General features: G+C 47.5%; 19 protein-coding genes and 1 riboswitch. Of the genes, 10 read left to right on the top strand and 9 right to left on the bottom strand.

The window, feature by feature from the left end:
• Nucleotides 1-81: 81 nt before the first annotated feature.
• Both BTR1S_RS11775 and BTR1S_RS11770 read right to left on the bottom strand, forming a co-directional pair.
• Entirely contained in the window at nucleotides 82-450 is a 369-nt protein-coding gene (locus tag BTR1S_RS11775; RefSeq protein WP_006637764.1) for a YoqO family protein, read from the bottom strand.
• A 151-nt stretch (nucleotides 451-601) separates the two neighbouring features.
• Entirely contained in the window at nucleotides 602-1,816 is a 1,215-nt protein-coding gene (locus tag BTR1S_RS11770; RefSeq protein ID WP_006637763.1) for an MFS transporter, read from the bottom strand.
• A gap of 120 nt (nucleotides 1,817-1,936) precedes the next feature.
• On the opposite strand from BTR1S_RS11770, the gene BTR1S_RS11765 reads away from it, so the two are divergent.
• Nucleotides 1,937-2,827 carry a LysR family transcriptional regulator gene (locus BTR1S_RS11765; RefSeq protein WP_006637762.1) on the top strand — a complete coding sequence of 297 codons (891 nt, stop codon included), beginning with the start codon at nucleotides 1,937-1,939 and terminating at the stop codon, nucleotides 2,825-2,827.
• A gap of 115 nt (nucleotides 2,828-2,942) precedes the next feature.
• Here the strand turns inward: BTR1S_RS11765 and BTR1S_RS11760 are convergent, their stop codons facing one another.
• A complete protein-coding gene (locus BTR1S_RS11760) occupies nucleotides 2,943-3,893 on the bottom strand; it encodes a cupin domain-containing protein (protein ID WP_029419273.1) in 951 nt (316 codons plus the stop codon).
• Between the two features lie 113 nt (nucleotides 3,894-4,006).
• Here BTR1S_RS11760 and BTR1S_RS11755 point away from each other — a divergent pair, with 113 nt between their 5' ends.
• Nucleotides 4,007-4,810, top strand: a complete 804-nt coding sequence (locus BTR1S_RS11755; RefSeq protein WP_034326401.1) for a uroporphyrinogen-III synthase — start codon at nucleotides 4,007-4,009, stop codon at nucleotides 4,808-4,810.
• A gap of 44 nt (nucleotides 4,811-4,854) precedes the next feature.
• Here the strand turns inward: BTR1S_RS11755 and BTR1S_RS11750 are convergent, their stop codons facing one another.
• Entirely contained in the window at nucleotides 4,855-5,250 is a 396-nt protein-coding gene (locus tag BTR1S_RS11750) for a winged helix-turn-helix transcriptional regulator (protein WP_006637759.1), read from the bottom strand.
• A gap of 55 nt (nucleotides 5,251-5,305) precedes the next feature.
• Between BTR1S_RS11750 and BTR1S_RS11745 the strand changes: the two genes are divergently transcribed.
• The 7 genes from BTR1S_RS11745 to kdpDN all read left to right on the top strand — a co-directional run bounded on the left by BTR1S_RS11745 (nucleotide 5,306) and on the right by kdpDN (nucleotide 13,746).
• On the top strand, nucleotides 5,306-6,631 hold the full coding sequence (locus BTR1S_RS11745) for an MFS transporter (protein WP_255130825.1): 1,326 nt from the start codon (nucleotides 5,306-5,308) through the stop codon (nucleotides 6,629-6,631).
• A gap of 28 nt (nucleotides 6,632-6,659) precedes the next feature.
• On the top strand, nucleotides 6,660-7,508 hold the full coding sequence (locus BTR1S_RS11740) for an aldo/keto reductase (protein ID WP_029419274.1): 849 nt from the start codon (nucleotides 6,660-6,662) through the stop codon (nucleotides 7,506-7,508).
• 241 nt (nucleotides 7,509-7,749) lie between these two features.
• Nucleotides 7,750-7,895, top strand: a riboswitch (cyclic di-AMP (ydaO/yuaA leader).
• A 226-nt stretch (nucleotides 7,896-8,121) separates the two neighbouring features.
• Nucleotides 8,122-8,199 carry a K(+)-transporting ATPase subunit F gene (kdpF, locus tag BTR1S_RS23585; RefSeq protein WP_081605373.1) on the top strand — a complete coding sequence of 26 codons (78 nt, stop codon included), beginning with the start codon at nucleotides 8,122-8,124 and terminating at the stop codon, nucleotides 8,197-8,199.
• Nucleotides 8,200-8,225: 26 nt separating this feature from the next.
• The gene (gene kdpA, locus BTR1S_RS11735; RefSeq protein WP_006637756.1) at nucleotides 8,226-9,896 is read left to right on the top strand and encodes a potassium-transporting ATPase subunit KdpA; all 1,671 of its coding nucleotides are present in this window, start codon (nucleotides 8,226-8,228) and stop codon (nucleotides 9,894-9,896) included.
• A gap of 68 nt (nucleotides 9,897-9,964) precedes the next feature.
• Nucleotides 9,965-11,977, top strand: coding sequence for a potassium-transporting ATPase subunit KdpB (gene kdpB, locus BTR1S_RS11730; RefSeq protein ID WP_238548700.1), 2,013 nt, complete (start codon nucleotides 9,965-9,967; stop codon nucleotides 11,975-11,977).
• Between the two features lie 12 nt (nucleotides 11,978-11,989).
• Nucleotides 11,990-12,565, top strand: a complete 576-nt coding sequence (gene kdpC, locus BTR1S_RS11725) for a potassium-transporting ATPase subunit KdpC (RefSeq protein ID WP_006637754.1) — start codon at nucleotides 11,990-11,992, stop codon at nucleotides 12,563-12,565.
• Nucleotides 12,566-12,585: 20 nt separating this feature from the next.
• On the top strand, nucleotides 12,586-13,746 hold the full coding sequence (gene kdpDN, locus BTR1S_RS11720; protein WP_029419277.1) for a KdpD-like non-kinase potassium sensor: 1,161 nt from the start codon (nucleotides 12,586-12,588) through the stop codon (nucleotides 13,744-13,746).
• A gap of 52 nt (nucleotides 13,747-13,798) precedes the next feature.
• On the opposite strand, the gene BTR1S_RS11715 is transcribed toward kdpDN, so the two are convergent.
• Both BTR1S_RS11715 and BTR1S_RS11710 read right to left on the bottom strand, forming a co-directional pair.
• Nucleotides 13,799-14,317 (bottom strand): methylated-DNA--[protein]-cysteine S-methyltransferase, encoded by a 519-nt coding sequence (locus BTR1S_RS11715; protein ID WP_006637752.1) that lies wholly within the window; start codon nucleotides 14,315-14,317, stop codon nucleotides 13,799-13,801.
• Entirely contained in the window at nucleotides 14,314-14,883 is a 570-nt protein-coding gene (locus tag BTR1S_RS11710) for a bifunctional transcriptional activator/DNA repair enzyme AdaA (protein ID WP_006637751.1), read from the bottom strand. The genes BTR1S_RS11715 and BTR1S_RS11710 overlap by 4 nt, the downstream gene beginning before the upstream one ends.
• A 218-nt stretch (nucleotides 14,884-15,101) precedes the next feature.
• Between BTR1S_RS11710 and catA the strand changes: the two genes are divergently transcribed.
• Nucleotides 15,102-15,752, top strand: coding sequence for a type A chloramphenicol O-acetyltransferase (gene catA, locus BTR1S_RS11705; protein WP_006637750.1), 651 nt, complete (start codon nucleotides 15,102-15,104; stop codon nucleotides 15,750-15,752).
• A gap of 46 nt (nucleotides 15,753-15,798) precedes the next feature.
• Here catA and BTR1S_RS11700 read toward each other — a convergent pair whose 3' ends face one another.
• The 3 genes from BTR1S_RS11700 to BTR1S_RS11695 form a co-directional block, all read right to left on the bottom strand.
• Entirely contained in the window at nucleotides 15,799-16,146 is a 348-nt protein-coding gene (locus BTR1S_RS11700; RefSeq protein WP_006637749.1) for a DUF4064 domain-containing protein, read from the bottom strand.
• 95 nt (nucleotides 16,147-16,241) lie between these two features.
• Complete coding sequence (locus BTR1S_RS22520) at nucleotides 16,242-16,379, bottom strand: hypothetical protein (protein ID WP_155910171.1); 138 nt, start codon at nucleotides 16,377-16,379, stop codon at nucleotides 16,242-16,244.
• A gap of 383 nt (nucleotides 16,380-16,762) precedes the next feature.
• Complete coding sequence (locus BTR1S_RS11695) at nucleotides 16,763-17,017, bottom strand: YciI family protein (RefSeq protein ID WP_029419278.1); 255 nt, start codon at nucleotides 17,015-17,017, stop codon at nucleotides 16,763-16,765.
• Nucleotides 17,018-17,549: the final 532 nt, after the last annotated feature.

Below are 17,549 nucleotides of genomic sequence, written 5' to 3'. Positions count from 1 at the left end.
GGATGGCAAAATTCTAAAACTGAAAACCGTTTTAGGATTTTGTCAACAATCTAAAAGAGACAACCCGTTTAGGTTGTCTCTTTATGACTTTGAAAATATTTCGTTTATGTAAGAGATGATGATGGCTGCCAGAACAAGAACCGATAAAATATAAACGGCTTGGGCAGGCGTTTCCCAGCCGCTGAAAAAAGGCAGGCTGATGATCGATTCACGGCCTTTGATGATCACAAACGCCAGCAAAGCCGTTCCGATGATCACGCCCGTTCCTTTCCAGAGAAGCGCTTTTCGGCTCTCCTTTTTCATCTCGTCCCATATGTACATCAAGGCGAATACAAAGCCCGCAATGGATAACATGTCAGGCAGTATGCCGCTGTTATTCAATCTCCATCTTAGACAAATGCCCAAAACAATAGAAACCATCAATCCGCAGAATCCCGTTTTCTTCAGCAAAGAAATCCCCCTCCGTCAAACATGATAGCGGATCGTAAGGGAAAAGCCAACATGACGGACTGCATTCGATTTCTAAAAACGGCTGATCTTCAGAAGGAAATGTCATGCCGGCTTTGATCTATATATCGGCGTTGGTTGAAAAAGGTTTAGGTCAATCCTTTGCTTCAACACATTCCCTTGACAGCTGTTTCTTTTCCCTTTCGGCAAAGAAAATCACCGGGTAGGCGATCAATAGCAATCCCGCAATAAAAGCGATGATTCCCGTCCATGCGAAATGGATCCAGAAAAAACCGCCGAACGAACCTGCCAGGCTTGAGCCGAGATAATAGCTCAGCAAATAAAGGGAAGAGGCTTGAACGCGCTGATCATCGGCCTTCTGGCCAACCCAGGAGCTGGCGATCGAATGGGCGCCGAAAAATCCGAACGTAAAGACGGCAATGCCGGCAATTTTCAGCGGCAGCCACGAGAAAAGCGTGATCAAGGCGCCCGAACCCATAATGGCGATGGCGATTTTGATCATCAATGGGCTGCCGAAGGCGTCGGCTTTCTTTCCCATATAAACCGAGCTGAGCGCACCCGCCAAATAAACGATGAAGATCAAACCGATGACCGTTTGCGACAGCCGGTATGGAGGGGCCATCAGCTGAAATCCGATATAATTAAACATCGTGACAAAGCTGCCCATTAAGATAAAGCCAAGAGAAATCAGCAGCATGAGCCGCCTGTTAACAAGAACGGCTCTGTAAGCTCCGCATGTTTTTTTGAAATTGGTTTGCTGTTTTACGGAGTGCCGGGGCCGCGGCAGCAAATGCCAAAACAGATAGCTCAGCACGACGGAAATGGCGCCGATGATGCCGAGCGCCTCCCTCCAGCCGAAAAGGTCTGTCAAAAGGCCGGTCAACAGTCTGCCGCTCATGCCGCCGAGGCTCGTGCCGCTGATGTAGAGCCCCATCATTTTCCCAAGCCCCTTCGGATCGAATTCTTCACCGACATAGGTCATGGCGATGGCCGGAACACCCGCGAGAAAGAACCCAAGCAGGCCCCTCATGACAAGAAGGGCGGCAAAGTTCGGGCTGAACGCTGTCAACAGGCCGAGGATGGATGTTGAAAAAAGCGACAGCGTCATGATCGTTTTGCGGCCAAATCCGTCCGCCAATGCCGCCGCCATCAGTAAAGAGAATGCCAATATGCCCGTTGAGATTGATAATGTTACACTTGCCGCCGCCGCGGAAATGCCGAATTCCTCTGCAAATACCGGCATCAGCGGCTGTGTGGTGTACAATGTGGCAAACGTGACAAAACCGCTGATAAATAAGGCGATGCTTGCGTGTTGATAGTCCTTCGTATGCGGCTGAATGTATTTCATGCTGGTCCCTCATTTCTGCAATCTAGCTCTATGATCCATCCTACGCTTTCATTTGTGATGTGTCTAATTTATAATAACTATAGATATGATGCATTTTTGTTATGATAAGGAGGTGAAAGAGTGGAGCTCCATCAAATTGACAATTTTATCGCCGTCAGCAAGCATCGGCATTTTACAAAAGCCGCAATGGAGCAAAGCATTTCACAGCCGGCTTTGAGCCGTTCCATCAAAAAGCTTGAGGAAGAATTGGGCGTGCCTTTGTTTATCAGAAAATCAAAATCTGTGCGGCTGACAAGGTATGGCGAACAGTTTCTCGTTAAAGCAAAAAAAGCGCGCCATGCGCTTGATGAAGGGGTTCAGAAGGTCCGACAAAGCGCAGATCCCGATTACGGAGAAGTCTCGGTCTCTTTTTTGCATACACTTGGTTCCTGGGTCATGCCGCAGCTCATCGCCGAATTTAAAAAACTGCACCCCCATGTAGGATTCCGCCTTTATCAAGGGGCGAACGAAGTGCTGCAGCACATGGTGGAAACGGGCGAAGCCGATATTTGCATGAGCTCGCCGCCGCTGCCGAACGAACTGCTTGAGTGGACCGTTTTGGATAAAGAGCCGCTTTATCTGGTGCTGCCTGCCGACCACCCGCTGGCCGGCCAAAAAGAAATCGCGATGAAAACGATAGCCGATGAAGATTTCGTCGGATTTAAGCCTGGATACGGACTTCGCTATGTGTTCGATCAAATGTGCCGGGATTTAGGGATCAGTCCGAAGCTTGCATTTGAAGGAGAGGAAGTATCGACCATTTTGGGGCTTGTTTCGGCAGGGCTCGGTGCGGCGATTCTGCCGAAAACCTCAGAACATGTCCATTCCCCTGTCGCGTACTGCCGTGTTGCAGATTACCGCTGTGAACGGATGATCGGCCTTGCCGTCTTAAAAGACCACTATTTATCGCCGGCGGCGAGCAATTTTAGAATGTTTGTCATTGATTACTATCAGAGAAACGGCCGTCCCTAAGAAAGGGAAAAGGAGTTCAGGGGAAAATCGGGGAGCGTGGGGAATCAGGGCCTTGCGAAGCTCTGAAAAAAGGAGCCGCCACCGAAACATGCCGGCTCCTTTTTGAAACCCCGTTTTATTTCTCATAATGTTGAAACTGAATATCCAATGTCCGCAGGTACGTTTGCAGTCCGGCATCTTGAATCGGAATGATGTAGGCGGCTTCGCCTGATTCGTTATGGTGGGAGTGCCATAACCCGGGCGGTGTAATGAACGCTTTTCCGGTTACCCAGTCGACTCTGACCGGATCAATGATTTCTTTTGTATTGGGATCGATCCGGCTGCCGACCAATGTATACGTCCCTGGCGCGGCATAGGCGACAAAATCAAGAGCCACCGACTTATGGCTGTGGGGCGCTTGTTTGGAGCCCGGAGGAACGATTCCGAACATCGCCCACAGTACGTGTGTGATGGTTAACGTCTGATCGAATTTATCATTGTTTAACAGAACAGAAATACGGTTGCGAAAGCGGGCGTCGGGGGAATTGGCAGCTTCGGCTAATTTTTCTTTTGCCTGTTCGGCGGTGTAAAGAGTCGGCTTAAAGCGCGCTTCAGCTGCGTTTACTCCTAAATAGCGGAGAAGCGGCGAGTCTGTTATATAATAGATGGATGCGTCTTCCGCTGCGGTATGGCGGCTGTTTGAACCTGCGGGCAGCGTTAAAAAGTCGCCTTTATGCCACTGGATTGTTTCTCCATTGACATCTGTGCTGCCGGAACCCTCAATCACGTAATATAATTCGCTTGTCGCGTTCGGGCTCGTATTGATCGTATCACCCCTGCGAATCGTGATAAAGTGGGCGAGAAGGGACGGGCTTGATGCGGGATAATCGGTTTTAAGCTCTTTTGAGATGTCCAATGGAATCATCCGCGTATCCCCTGACCGGTACAATTCCGGCCCGAATTCTTTAACCGGCACCGGACTGATGCTTCCGCTTCCAATCGGATCGGAAGCGGTGGTATACTCGAAAAAACGGGCATGCTTCGTCAATTGTTCAGCACGGGTGTCAAAACGGGAATCGGTCGACATCTGAAAAACCTCCTGTTAATTTTTTGATAATTCTATCATATCTCACATGGAAGATGTTAGTAAACCGAAAAACTTGAGATTCATATAAAAAGATAAAGAAAGAGGGATTGGCAGTGGGAAAAGGATTAACCGGCAAACGGATTGCCATCGGCGGTTCGCGGAAAATCGAAGAGATCAGCACGCTGATTGAAAAACAAGGCGGGATTCCAGTCGCCCGCTCTCTTCAAGGAACCGTATTTTTAGCGGAAAAAGAAGTCGGGCCCGAATTGCAGGCCTTTGTAGAATCGGAAGCCGACTGGGCGGTTTTTACGACTGGAATCGGTACAGAAACCCTTGTCAGTCTTGCAGAGAAGCTTGGGCTCCGTGACCGGTTTTTGCACGTAATCCGCCAGGCAAAGGCGGCATCAAGAGGATACAAAACCGTGTCTGCCTTAAAGAAGCTCGGCATTACTCCGGAGGCGTCTGATGAAGACGGTACGACGGGCGGGCTGATACACGCCCTTGAGCCTTACGATTTGGCCGGAAAACGGGTCATGGTGCAGCTCCACGGAGAAAATGCGCCGGCGCTGCTGGCGTTTTTAAAGGATAAAGGGGCATCCGTATTCCCGCTTTTGCCTTACCGGCATACCCCTCCGAAGCAGGAAACCGTCTCCTTATTGTGTCAAGAGATCATCGGCCGTGAGGTGGATGCGGTTTGTTTCACGACCGCCGTTCAAGTCCGTTCGCTTTTCAATTTCGCCAGAGAAGCAGGTATCGCGGGAGAAATCGTCAAAGCGTTTCAGGAACATGTGACAGCGGCCGCTGTCGGGAAAGTGACGGCAGAAGCGCTGAGAGAGGAAGGGGTTGAACGTCTGCTCGCTCCGGAGCTGGAGCGGATGGGGGCGATGATCGTCGAACTGTCCCGCTATTATTCGTAAAGCAAATAAAAAACGACATTCCGCCCAAAGGAATGTCGTTTTTGTTATTTTTCCTGAATGCCGGGCTTTTCCTTTAATTTATCATTCAGCACACTGTCTTCCAAAACTGCGAATTTATCTCCGTAGACCCTTGTGATATGTTTTTCACCCCATGCGCACAGCGAGTCCAAGATATTCCGCAGGGTCCAGCCGTATTCGCTGAGCTCATATTCCACTTTTGGAGGAACCTGCTGGTATACGATCCGGTTAATGACGCCGTCTTCTTCTAATTCCCGCAATTGCTGGGTCAGCATTTTTTGCGTAATGTTCGGCATGAGCCGCTTCAATTCGCTTGTCCGCTTTTTACCGTGCGTCAAATGGCAGAGGATGACGCATTTCCACTTTCCGCCGATGACTTCGAGAGTTGCTTCAACCGAAATATTGTATTTTTTCTGCTTCATATTCTTCCTCCGATCGATAGGCACTTAAAAGTGCCTATCATACTTTTCAGTTCCTATAGTACTTGCAAGTGCGTACTTTTTTTTATCACTGATATGTACCATAATATCATTTGCCGGCAACAATTCGCTATACCAAAATCATAGGGGGAATCAAATGTCTTCTTTTCATAAAAAACGAAGTATATTAGCGCTTTTGGCTTTGGCCGTCAGCGCATTCGCGATCGGCACGACAGAGTTTATCAGCGTTGGCCTGCTGCCGCTGATTGCCGATGATCTGCATATTTCGGTTACGACAGCAGGGCTGACCGTATCTTTATACGCCTTGGGAGTCACGTTCGGAGCGCCTGTTTTAACAGCCGTTACATCGGTTATGTCCCGGAAAACGTTACTGCTGTTGATTATGATGGTGTTTATGATCGGGAACGGCATTGCCGCATGTGCCGGAAGCATCGGCGTTCTTTTGACCGCCCGCGTGCTCTCCGCATTTTCACACGGTGTTTTTATGTCGATCGGCTCGACGATTGCCGCCGGCCTTGTTCCGGAGCATAAAAGAGCCGGAGCGATTTCCATCATGTTTACGGGGCTGACCGTCGCGACGATTACGGGTGTTCCGATCGGCACTTTTATTGGGCAGCAATTCGGCTGGAGGTTTGCCTTTATTGCGATCGTCGCCGTCGGCGTATTGGCTTTTATTGCAAACAGCATCCTTGTGCCTGGCGACTTGCCGAAAGGCGTCCGGACGACATTCCGCAGTCAGCTGAAGCTTGTGAAAAGCGGCCGGTTATTGCTTTTATTTATCATTACCGCTTTGGGATACGGAGGCACGTTTGTCGTCTTTACGTACTTGTCCCCGCTGCTGCAGCATGTCACCGGTTTTAAAGAAGAAGCCGTCGCTGTCATTTTGCTTGTATACGGCATTGCCATTGCGCTCGGCAACATCATTGGCGGTAAAGCCGCAAACAAAAAGCCGCTGACCGCATTGTTTTATATGTTTATCGCCCAGGCTGCCGTGCTTTTCGTCTTGGCGTTTACAGCGCCTTTTAAGCTGGCAGGCTTGATCACGATCATTTTGATGGGATTTTTGGCTTTCATGAATGTTCCGGGGCTGCAGGTTTATGTCGTCATGCTTGCCGAACGGTTTGTACCGGGTGCGGTGGATGTCGCATCTGCCGTCAATATTGCGGCCTTTAATGCAGGCATTGCCATCGGATCATATTTAGGGGGGGTGATCACAGAATCGGTCGGACTCATTCATACCGCATGGGTGGGCGGATTCATGGTGTTGGGCGCCGTCGTGCTGACAGGCTTGAGCCTTGCTCTTGAACGCAAAGAACAACACGATGGCCGCAACTTGCAAAAAAATTTAGGGGATTGCATCTGAAAACAAAATGGATAACAGGAGGTCTCATATGATGACTGCAACACATTTACAAGATCGAACAGAATTGCATAATGGCGTGAAAATGCCCTGGTTTGGCATCGGGGTGTTTAAAGTGGAAGAAGGGCCGGAACTGGTGAATGCCGTGAAGACGGCCATCGCCCACGGCTACCGGAGCATTGACACGGCAGCGATATACGGAAATGAGGAGGGAGTCGGGGAAGGCATCCGTCAAGGCTTGCAAGAGGCAGGCATTTCACGAGAAGATCTATTTGTGACATCAAAGGTCTGGAATGAAGATTTAGGATATGAAGAGACAATCGCGGCCTATGAGAAGAGCCTCAGCAAACTCGGGCTTGATCAATTGGATTTATTTCTGATCCATTGGCCCGTTGAAGGCCGGTATAAAGAGGCGTGGCGGGCGCTTGAAACTCTTTATGAAGCTGGACGCGTCAAAGCGATCGGCGTCAGCAACTTTCAAATCCATCATCTTGAAGACTTGATGAAGGATGCGAAAATCAAACCGATGGTCAACCAAGTCGAGTGCCATCCGCGCCTGACGCAAAAGGAGCTGCAATCATTTTGCAGAGCGCATGGAATTCAGCTTGAAGCATGGTCCCCATTAATGCAGGGACAATTGCTTGATCATCACCTTCTGAAGGACATCGCGAAAAAGCATGGCAAAACCGCAGCCCAGGTGATTTTGCGCTGGGATTTGCAAAACGGCGTCATCACGATTCCAAAATCGACAAAAGCGCATCGGATCGCAGAAAACGCGGATATATTCGATTTTGAGCTGACCAATGAGGAGATGGCGCAAATCGATGCTTTAAACGAGAATACCCGGGTCGGCCCAGATCCTGATAACTTTGATTTTTAAAATGGAAGGCACCGTTCGAATGTTCGGACGGTGTTTTTTGGATTGTTCCCAACCCTTTATTCACAAGTGGAGATCAAGAAAATGTCAGGGATAATAAGAAAATAGAAGTAATCAAATGATTTGATGCTGTAAAAGGCTGATAAAAGATAAAAATAAGCCAATTTGGTCATTTATGAAGCTTTACACTAATATGCAACGAGCGTATTATAAATCTCATCAAAAATCTGAATAAAATTTCCAATTATCGTAATCGCTGAATTCCAGACTGGAAGCGGGGGAACCATTTTTTGTGGCGCGGCCACTTGGGGTGAATCCTTTTGAAAGGTAAGGTGACTCTTTGCACCTGAATCCGACAGCTAACCTCGCAAGCGTTTGAAGAGAACCCAAATGCGTGCGGAAAGCACGGTTTCTTAACTGTGCCCAAAACCAAAGCCGTAAGAGGTTTGTTCTCTTGCGGCTTTTTTTCATGCAAAAAAATCAAGGAGGTGAGGAAATGCTGGATATCGCCATGTGGGCCATCGTCGTCTGTTTAGCAGCAGTGATGCTGTTATTGCTGAAATGGGCGGGAAAAACGATCAGCTAATCGACAAAGCCGGGGAAGGAGGAATGTCCGATGATGTTACTGGCAGCTGCGGTCATCGCCGCGTTTGTCTACTTGATGTACGCTCTTTTAAATCCGGAAAAATTTTAACTGTAAACATATTGGGGGTTAAAGAAATGACAGCGTTTATTTCCATATGCTGCATCCTGCTGATCGCTTTATTGCTGGCTAAACCAATGGGGCTTTACATAGCAAAAGTATTCGACTACGCCCCTTCTGCAATCGATAGGTTTTTTTATCCGGTTGAACGCGTGTTTTATCGCATCGGCGGTGTGAAAGCGGAAAACCAATCCTGGAAAAAGTACGCCGCCGCTTTAATTGTCACGAATACGGTTATGATATTGATCGTTTACCTCGTATTCCGGCTTCAGGGAGTGCTGCCCTTAAATCCTGCTCATATTGCGGGAATGGAGCCGACACTTGCGTTTAATACGGCGATCAGTTTTATGACCAATACGAATTTGCAGCATTACAGCGGTGAAACCGGGCTTTCTCTGTTTTCACAAATGACGGCCATTATCTTTTTAATGTTTGCCGCGCCGGCCACTGCGCTTGCAGCTGCCATTGCGATGATTCGCGGACTAGCCGGAAAGCCGTTCGGAAATTTTTACATTGATCTCATCCGCTGCATCACTCGAATTCTGCTGCCGATTGCAGTGGTTGCGACAATTGTTTTTGTGGGTCTCGGTGTACCGCAAACACTTGATTCTTCCGTAACCGTAAAAACGATAACCGGAGGGGAGCAATCGATTTTGCGGGGGCCTGTCGCGTCCTTTTTATCGATTAAAGAGCTCGGAAACAACGGAGGGGGGTATTTCGGCGTAAACTCGGCACATCCATTCGAAAATCCAAATGGGTGGAGCAATGCGCTGCAAATGTTACTTATGCTGTTGATGACCGTTTCCCTGCCGTTTACCTATGGAAAAATGGTTGGAAATCTGAAGCAGGGTCGAATCCTTTTCATTTCGGCAGGCTTGTTGTTTTTATTCATGGTTGGTGCAGCCTTCATAACCGAATCCGGCGGAAATCCGGTGATCAATCAAACGGGTATCCAGCATGGGGAAGGCAGTATGGAAGGAAAAGAAGTCCGTTTTGGAACTGTGTATTCAGCCTTTTATGCGATGGTCACAACTGCGAGTGAGACAGGAGCGGTCAATACGATGCATGATACGCTTGCGCCGCTTACAGGCCTCTTGGCATTGCTCAATATGATGCTGAACACGGTGTTCGGCGGCTTTGGCGCCGGATTTATGAATATACTGCTCTATGCGATGATCACTGTTTTCTTGTCGGGATTAATGGTCGGAAGAACGCCTGAATTTTTGGGCAAAAAAATTGAAGGAAAAGAAATGAAGCTTTTAGCAGTCACCCTGTTGATTCATCCGTTGTTGATATTGGGGGCCTCGGCGCTTGCCATCTTTACTCAGGTGGGGCGGGAGGCGATTTCAAATCCAGGTTTCCATGGGATCAGCCAAATTTTATACGAATTTACGTCTTCGGCCGCTAATAATGGTTCAGGATTTGAAGGGCTGAAGGACGCGACGCCATTCTGGAACTTATCGACAGGAATCGTGATGTTCATCGGCCGTTATTTCTCAATTGTTACGCTATTGGCGGTCGCCGGATCGTTGTGCAAGAAAAAAACCGTCCCGGAAACCATTGGGACATTCCGGACAGATTCAAGTATTTTCGCCGGCATTTTCATCACCTCGATTTTGATTGTCGGAGCGTTGACCTTCTTCCCTGTCCTGGTGTTAGGACCGGCCGCGGAATTTTTAACATTATGAAAGAGAGGATGCATAACATGAATGATTTGAACCATGCCCATCCGCACCTCGAATCAGATTCGGGCCAAATGTCGAATCAATCGATCGTAAAGGACGCGGTTAAAAGGGCTTTTATCAAATTACATCCGAAAACGATGGCTAAAAATCCAATTATGTTTATCGTTGAAATGGGATTTTTGATAACAATACTGCTGTCTGTGTTTCCGCAGTTTTTCGGCAGTACGGCAAATCCATGGTTCAATCCGGCGGTATCCGTCATTTTGCTGTTGACGGTTTTATTCGCCAACTTCGCCGAGGCGCTTGCTGAAGGAAGAGGAAAAGCGCAGGCCGATTCTTTAAAACAAACGAAGAAAGGAGTATGGGCCAATAAAGTAACAGGTGACGGAAAGACGAAAAAAGCATCGTCTGACGAATTGCGAAAAGGAGACGTTGTCATTGTTTCCCAAGGAGAAATGATCCCCGGCGACGGCGAAGTGATCAGCGGTCTCGCTTCAGTTGATGAATCGGCCATAACGGGTGAATCAGCGCCTGTCATAAAAGAGCCGGGAGGCGATTTCAGCTCCGTTACCGGAGGAACCCGGGTTGTCAGCGACTCGATTAAAGTAAAAATCACAAGTGACCCCGGCGAAACATTTTTAGACCAGATGATCGCTTTAGTTGAAGGGGCGGAAAGACAAAAAACACCGAATGAAATCGCGTTGAATACAGTGTTGACGAGCCTGACCATCATCTTTCTCATCGTTGTCGCGACACTTCCGTTTTTTACGGATTATCTCGGCTTTCACATTGACCCGGCGGTCTTGATTGCACTGCTGGTCTGCCTGATTCCGACGACAATCGGAGGGCTTCTGTCGGCTATCGGCATTGCCGGCATGGATCGCGTCACCCGTTTTAACGTACTTGCGATGTCAGGTAAAGCGGTTGAAGCCGCCGGTGATATTAATACGATTATTCTTGATAAAACCGGAACGATCACATTTGGAAACCGGATGGCGAGCGAGTTTGTCCCGGCCGGCCAAGAAACGCTTCAAACGGTCGGCGAATACGCGGCGCTCTGTTCCATTCATGATGAAACGCCTGAAGGACGTTCGATCATCGAGCTTGCCAAAAAACAATCCATTCCATTTGACGCTTCTGCCGCCGAAGACGGGGAATGTATAGAATTCAAGGCGGAAACCAGGATGAGCGGCATCAACCTTCCGGATGGAACAGCCATTCGCAAAGGCGCCGTTGACGCGGTGAAAAAATGGGTGATACAGAACGGCGGAACGGTCCCGCCTGATTTTGACCGGGAAAGCGAGCGAATTTCAAAAGAAGGCGGCACCCCTCTGGCTGTGGCTGCCGGGGATCAACTGTACGGTTTGATTTATTTAAAGGATACCGTAAAACCGGGGATGAGAGAACGCTTTGAAAAGCTTCGGAAAATGGGGATTAAAACGATCATGTGTACAGGCGACAACCCTTTAACAGCGGCCACGATTGCAAAGGAAGCCGGGGTGGATGATTTTATCGCGGAAAGTAAACCAAAAGACAAGATCGATGTGATCAAACGCGAACAAGCAGAAGGAAAGCTGGTCGCTATGACAGGCGATGGAACAAATGACGCGCCTGCGCTGGCGCAGGCCGATGTCGGGCTTGCCATGAACAGCGGAACAACGGCAGCAAAGGAAGCGGCCAATATGGTTGATCTCGATTCCGACCCGACGAAAATTATTGAGGTCGTATCGATCGGAAAACAGCTGCTCATGACCCGCGGCGCTTTGACAACTTTCAGTATCGCAAATGATATCGCCAAATATTTTGCGATTATTCCTGCGATGTTTATGACGGCGATTCCCCAAATGGCATCGTTAAATATCATGGGACTCGCTTCGCCGATGTCGGCGATTTTATCGGCGCTGATATTTAATGCGCTGATCATTCCGCTGCTTGTGCCGCTGGCAATAAGGGGAGTCGCATACAAGCCGATGAATTCAAACGCGCTGTTGGCCCGCAATTTATTGATGTACGGACTTGGCGGTGTGCTCGTCCCGTTTATTGGAATTAAGCTGATCGATATGATCATGCAGATCATGGTGTGAGGAGGATCAATCATGAAGGAAATCGGCCCTGTTATCAGAATCAGTCTGCTCTTGATGATCGTTTGCGGACTTGCTTATCCGTTGGCTCTGACCAGCATTTCACAAGCCGTAATGCCTGAAAAATCGATGGGAAGCCTTGTTTATGACAAAAAAGGAGAGGCTGTTGGATCTGAATTAATTGGCCAGCCATTCACTGATCCGCGCTATTTTAACAGCAGAGTATCAAGCATCGGCTATGATGCCTCAGGATCCGGATCGCCAAATGAAGCTCCGTCAAATCCCGCTTTGCTGAAACGCGTAAAAACATCCATTGAAAAATGGAAGCGGGAGAATCCCGATGTACCTGTCAATCAACTGCCGATCGATTTGGTCACAAATTCCGCATCGGGATTAGACCCCGATATCAGTCCTGCCGGAGCAGCAGCGCAAATTCCGAGAATCAGCCGGCTGACGGGAATATCGAAAAAACAGCTGCAGCAATTGGTTGAGGTACACACAAAAAAGGCATCCATGTTCAGTGAAGCGCGGGTTAATGTCTTGCTTCTGAATATCGACCTGAAAGAAAAACTAACATCAGGAAAATCTTGAAAAGAGGCGGAGAAGCTGTGATGCGAAAAAACAGCCGCGCCTATCGAAGAAAAACGCCTGAAGAGCTGCTGGCAGAAATTGAACAGCTCAAAAGAGGGAGCTGGACGATTTATATCGGCTCGGCGCCAGGTGTAGGGAAGACGTACCGAATGCTTCAGGAAGCGCACGATGTAAAACGTGAAGGAATAGACGTTGTCATCGGTTTGGTCGAAACGCATAACAGGAAGGAAACGGCTGCCTTGATAAGGGGACTTGAGGTCATTCCTAAACGAAAAATTGAATATAAAGGAAAAACGCTTGAAGAAATGGATGCCGCTGCGATTATTGAGCGAAAGCCTGATCTTGTCATCATCGATGAACTGGCTCATACCAATATACCCGGCTCGAAAAATGAAAAACGATACATGGATGTGGAAGATATATTAAGAGAAGGCGTCAATGTCCTGTCGGCCGTCAACATTCAGCATATTGAAAGCGTTCATGATATTGTCCAGCAAGTGACAGGCGTAAAAGTCAGGGAGCGGATTCCCGACCGGATCTTGGATCTTGCCAATGAAGTCATCCTCATTGATGTGACACCGGAAACGCTGCAAAAGCGGCTGCGGGAAGGCAAAATTTATGAACAGCATAACATCCAGCAGGCTTTGACTCATTTTTTCACAAAAAATAATTTGGCCGCACTCAGAGAGCTGGCCTTACGCGAAGTCGCCGATGATGTGGATGACCGGATAGAACGTCTAAACCGGCAGAACGGCTATAGCCGGCCAAGGGGAACAAATGAAAAAATACTGGTGTGCGTCCAGCATGGCAAAAATGCCGAGAAGCTGATCCGCCGGGGATGGAGAATTGCCAACCGGCTGAAGGCGGAGCTGTTTGTCTTACACGTGTCCCGCAAAGCCAAGGATCAAATGACGGCAAATGAAAGACATAAAATTCAGCAATGGGAACGTCTTTGCGGGCAATTTGGCGCCGGGTTTATCTTCCTGCCCTCAAATGACCGCCGTATTTCAGAGGCGATAACCGGGGTGGCAAAACAAAACAATATTACACAAATCGTGCTGGGACAGTCCGCCCGTTCCAGATGGGAGGAGATTTGGAAAGGATCAATTGTCAATAGTATGATGCGTCATACAGACGGAATCGATATTCATATTGTGTCAGATGATAAAACTTCCAATTGATTGAGGCTGCAGACACCGTTCGTTTCTTTCGAACGGTGTCCGTTTCAGCCATTCAGCGCAGCGGAACTGCTTTTTCCAGGATAAGCAGATTTTTTTTCATTTCCAAACCGCCCCGGTACCCTGTCAAACTGCCGTTTTTTCCAACCACCCGATGACAGGGGATGATGATTAAAAGCGGATTGGCCCCGATCGCCGCACCCACCGCGCGCACGGCTTCAGGGTTTTCGATCCGCTCCGCAATATCCGAATAGGAGCAGGTTCTTCCATAAGGAATGTCCCGCAATGCATGCCAGACGGCCAATTGAAAAGGCGTCCCATAAAGGTGGACGGGGCAGCTGAATTCTGTAAGTTCGCCATTCAAATACGCTGTCAGTTCATTGATATACGGCTGCATTGCTTGCTCATCCCGGACCAGCATATAGTCCGGGAACCTTTTTTTAGACCAGGCCGCCAGCTCATCAACATGCTGACCGGGCGATCCGACAAAACAAAGCCCCTGTGCTGTTGCCGCAATATAAAACGTCCATTGACTGTCACGAAGCATGCTCCAATACAAGATTTCAGCGCTCATAACTGTATCCCCCGCTTTCTTTTCCGAAACTCTGTCGGCGTCTGACCCGTTTTCTTTTTAAACAGGGAGGCGAAATAATCCGCATTCAGGATGCCCACCTTTGAAGCGATTTGTGAAATCGTTTGATCTGAAAACGCAAGAAGCCCGCACGCTTCTGATATTCTTTTCTGACTGATATATTCAAGCGGGGACATCCCTTTAATCCGCTTAAATGTCCGCTGCAGATGAAAAGGGCTGGTATGGCACCTTTCAGCCAAATCCGTCAGTGTCAGGGGTTCATGATAATATCTCCCGATGATCATCGCCGCCCGTTCGGCCAGCTCTTCATCAGGAAGCAGAGGGCCGTCCGGATTGCATCGTTTGCAGGGACGGTAACCTTCTGATAAAGCTTGTTGTGCATCCGGGAAAATGCGAACATTTTCGATATGGGGAACCCTCGATTTGCAGGAGGGGCGGCAAAAGACGCCTGTCGTTTTCACCGCGTAAAAGAATACGCCGTCATAAGATGAATCATTTTCAACAATGGCCCGCCACTTTTCAGGCGTAAGGACCGTTTTATCATTCATGTGATCACCCCGATGTATGTCAGTATAACCTGAAAACGGGCGATGCGGGAGAGGTTAAAATGGATGAGCAAGATGACAAAGGAGTTTTCCCGCGCTTGCTCCGAAAAGCCGTTGCATGTTACTGTGATGGAAGAAAGATGACATGAGGTGAGGTTGTTGGTGAAATCAGTGGACCACCCCTCCTAAAATAAAAATTCGATTATTTTAGGAGGCTAAACATGAATTTCCAAAGAATTGAACTTGAGCATTGGCATAGAAAACCTTATTTTGAACATTACATGAAAGCGGGGAAATGCTCATACAGCATAACGGCTAACATCAATGTGACCGGGCTGCTGAACAGTCTGCGAGACAAGAAAGTCAAGTTCTATCCTGCTTTTATTTACATGGTGTCGAGAATAGTGAACGCCCACCCCGAATTCAGAACGGCATTTCATGACGGGCAGTTGGGATGTTGGGAACAGATGAATCCGTGCTATACGGTTTTTCATCAGGAGGATCAGACCTTTTCCGCCTTATGGTCGGAATACTCACGTGATTTTCCGCGGTTTTATCAAAACTATGTGGGGGACATCGAGAGGTTTGGAGACAAAAAAGGATTATGGGCAAAAGGTAAATTTCCTGCCAACACGTTTTCCATTTCCTCAATTCCATGGGTTGACTTTACGAGCTTTCATCTGAACCTGGCGAACAGCGACCATTTGCTCCCTATCATAACAAACGGGAAATTCTTTTCAGATGGAAAAGAGACATATTTGCCTGTAGCACTGCAATGTCATCATGCAGTATGTGACGGTTACCATGCGGGTGTTTTTATCAATGAATTGCAAAAGCTGACTGATTCATGCAGAGAATGGCTTGTGCGGTGAAATCGTGCGATGAAAAAAGAGGCCTGATATAGGCCTCTTTCTTGTATTATGCGGCTGTAGAATTCGTTTTGTCTTTTCTCACCAATCCCATAATACCTGCGATCATAATAAGGACAGCCGGTAAGATATAGAACATGAAAATACAAATAAATCCGCCGACAGCAGAAATAATCAGCAAAATTCCGCCAAGCTTTGGTTTGCTTTTCACCAAAACAGAGCCAATAATGGCAAGAATGGAAAGGAAAACTGCGCCCCAGCCTAATCCAATGATTTCGCTTGTTCCAGACGAGCTGAATGATGCGTCGATTCCGCCGATCATTAATGCCATAAAAGCTCCAATAAAACCGAAGATACCGCCAATTAAACCTAATACAAATTCTGTCGTTCTTTTCATTATGTATAAAACTCCTTTGTTTTTACCAGTGTTTTCACTGATATTGGTTTATGATTTATCCAATCGCCACAGTTCCATTTCCCTCTTTTACTGCATTAGTTTCTTTGCCCTCTGTTTAACGTTCCCTGTACCTCGCCTCCAACACCACCGCTAATTAACAACATTATGATTGCGCCGCTTTGTTCAGGATAAAATGATGCGGTGTCAAAAACGTCATCTTCAGGATCGTCCATTCTAAAATTCTTCCTCTTGTATTGATTGGAGAACTGCCGCAGTTGGATACATCATCAGCCGTGTGCATGGGCAAAAAAACCTTTTGATTAACACCTCCAGTTGGTAAAATGAACACTCTTACTATAATAGGTTTAAATACCCATTTTTTCAACAGGTTTTTCGAAAAAAATCATGCGTTTGGTCTTGGGTGCACACATTTTGTATCGGTTCTAGTTCCTATTTCTTTAATTGATTTTGAGGGCTTTGTCAAATGAGCGGTTCAGGACATGGGTAAAAAGAACATGCTCTTGATTGAGAAATCACCATTTTCAAAGTGAAGATTTCATTTTGCAGAAAAATAAGCCTTCTCACGATCGAGAAGGCTTATTGCGCGTGACAGAGGTTATTTTGTCAGCCATTCTTTAACCACAAGTGTAGAAGCGCCGCTTTCGATGAGCGGGTCGGAATGTCCGATTTTTTGGGCTTCTTCAAAAGAATCCGCTTGGATGAGATACGCTCCTCCGCTTCCATCTCCAAACGGGCCGTACATCTCCAAACGGTTTTCCTCTTTTAGCCGGTTTAAATAGTCATAGTGAGCAGGCACATATGTATTGTCAAAGTTTTCAGTCCGGGTTGTCATGAGCAAATATCTTGTCATCAAACATTCCTCCTTAAAATACCTTTATTTTAGCACAAAAAGGAAGGCTGCTGATAAACATTAAGATGTCTCCTGCAATGAACATCATGAATCAAACGGATCGCCGGCCTGATCGCCAAGCAGAAGGCTCCGGGCAGCAAAAATCAGAAAAATAGAAAAAGCTGCCGACATGAAACAAAATGCCGATAATAAAATCTTTTATAAAAGACCTTATATCTTTTTTTTGAAAAACTGTTCGTACCGGTTGATTTTCCCGGTTATTTCGTCTGCTTCTTTTGGCAAAACTCTTTTTCTCTTGCCCTTATGAAGCGTCTCATCAACATGGAATGGCAACGCGGCGCAGCAATGGTGTGATTGTTCATCATGGCATTCCCAATAGTATGATAAATAGACTGCTATTTTCATGTGTTTTGAGTGCATTATAATTCGAATATCGCAAGGGGAGGTGACATGGATATAAACAATAAGACAAAGCAGCCGGTATCTCCAAAGGGCTGGTTTTCCTGATGGCGATCACTTCAGGCTTTATTGC

It is taken from the genome of Bacillus sonorensis NBRC 101234 = KCTC 13918 (assembly GCF_001592005.1).
Lineage (GTDB): Bacteria > Bacillota > Bacilli > Bacillales > Bacillaceae > Bacillus > Bacillus sonorensis.
Note: the sequence above shows the minus strand (reverse complement) of the source record. Positions and strands in the feature narration are given on the sequence as shown.

Excerpts from the sequence above, each read along its gene's own strand:
- BTR1S_RS11710 (WP_006637751.1), bottom strand. The coding sequence starts at position 14,883 with ATGAATGATAAAACGGTCCTTACGCCTGAAAAGTGGCGGGCCATTGTT.
- kdpDN (WP_029419277.1), top strand. The coding sequence starts at position 12,586 with ATGCGAAAAAACAGCCGCGCCTATCGAAGAAAAACGCCTGAAGAGCTG.
- BTR1S_RS11695 (WP_029419278.1), bottom strand. The coding sequence starts at position 17,017 with ATGACAAGATATTTGCTCATGACAACCCGGACTGAAAACTTTGACAAT.
- BTR1S_RS11750 (WP_006637759.1), bottom strand. The coding sequence starts at position 5,250 with ATGAAGCAGAAAAAATACAATATTTCGGTTGAAGCAACTCTCGAAGTC.
- BTR1S_RS11715 (WP_006637752.1), bottom strand. The coding sequence starts at position 14,317 with ATGAGCGCTGAAATCTTGTATTGGAGCATGCTTCGTGACAGTCAATGG.
- BTR1S_RS11760 (WP_029419273.1), bottom strand. The coding sequence starts at position 3,893 with ATGTCGACCGATTCCCGTTTTGACACCCGTGCTGAACAATTGACGAAG.
- kdpB (WP_238548700.1), top strand. The coding sequence starts at position 9,965 with ATGTCGAATCAATCGATCGTAAAGGACGCGGTTAAAAGGGCTTTTATC.
- BTR1S_RS22520 (WP_155910171.1), bottom strand. The coding sequence starts at position 16,379 with ATGGACGATCCTGAAGATGACGTTTTTGACACCGCATCATTTTATCCT.
- catA (WP_006637750.1), top strand. The coding sequence starts at position 15,102 with ATGAATTTCCAAAGAATTGAACTTGAGCATTGGCATAGAAAACCTTAT.
- BTR1S_RS11770 (WP_006637763.1), bottom strand. The coding sequence starts at position 1,816 with ATGAAATACATTCAGCCGCATACGAAGGACTATCAACACGCAAGCATC.
- kdpC (WP_006637754.1), top strand. The coding sequence starts at position 11,990 with ATGAAGGAAATCGGCCCTGTTATCAGAATCAGTCTGCTCTTGATGATC.
- kdpA (WP_006637756.1), top strand. The coding sequence starts at position 8,226 with ATGACAGCGTTTATTTCCATATGCTGCATCCTGCTGATCGCTTTATTG.
- BTR1S_RS11740 (WP_029419274.1), top strand. The coding sequence starts at position 6,660 with ATGATGACTGCAACACATTTACAAGATCGAACAGAATTGCATAATGGC.
- BTR1S_RS11700 (WP_006637749.1), bottom strand. The coding sequence starts at position 16,146 with ATGAAAAGAACGACAGAATTTGTATTAGGTTTAATTGGCGGTATCTTC.
- kdpF (WP_081605373.1), top strand. The coding sequence starts at position 8,122 with ATGATGTTACTGGCAGCTGCGGTCATCGCCGCGTTTGTCTACTTGATG.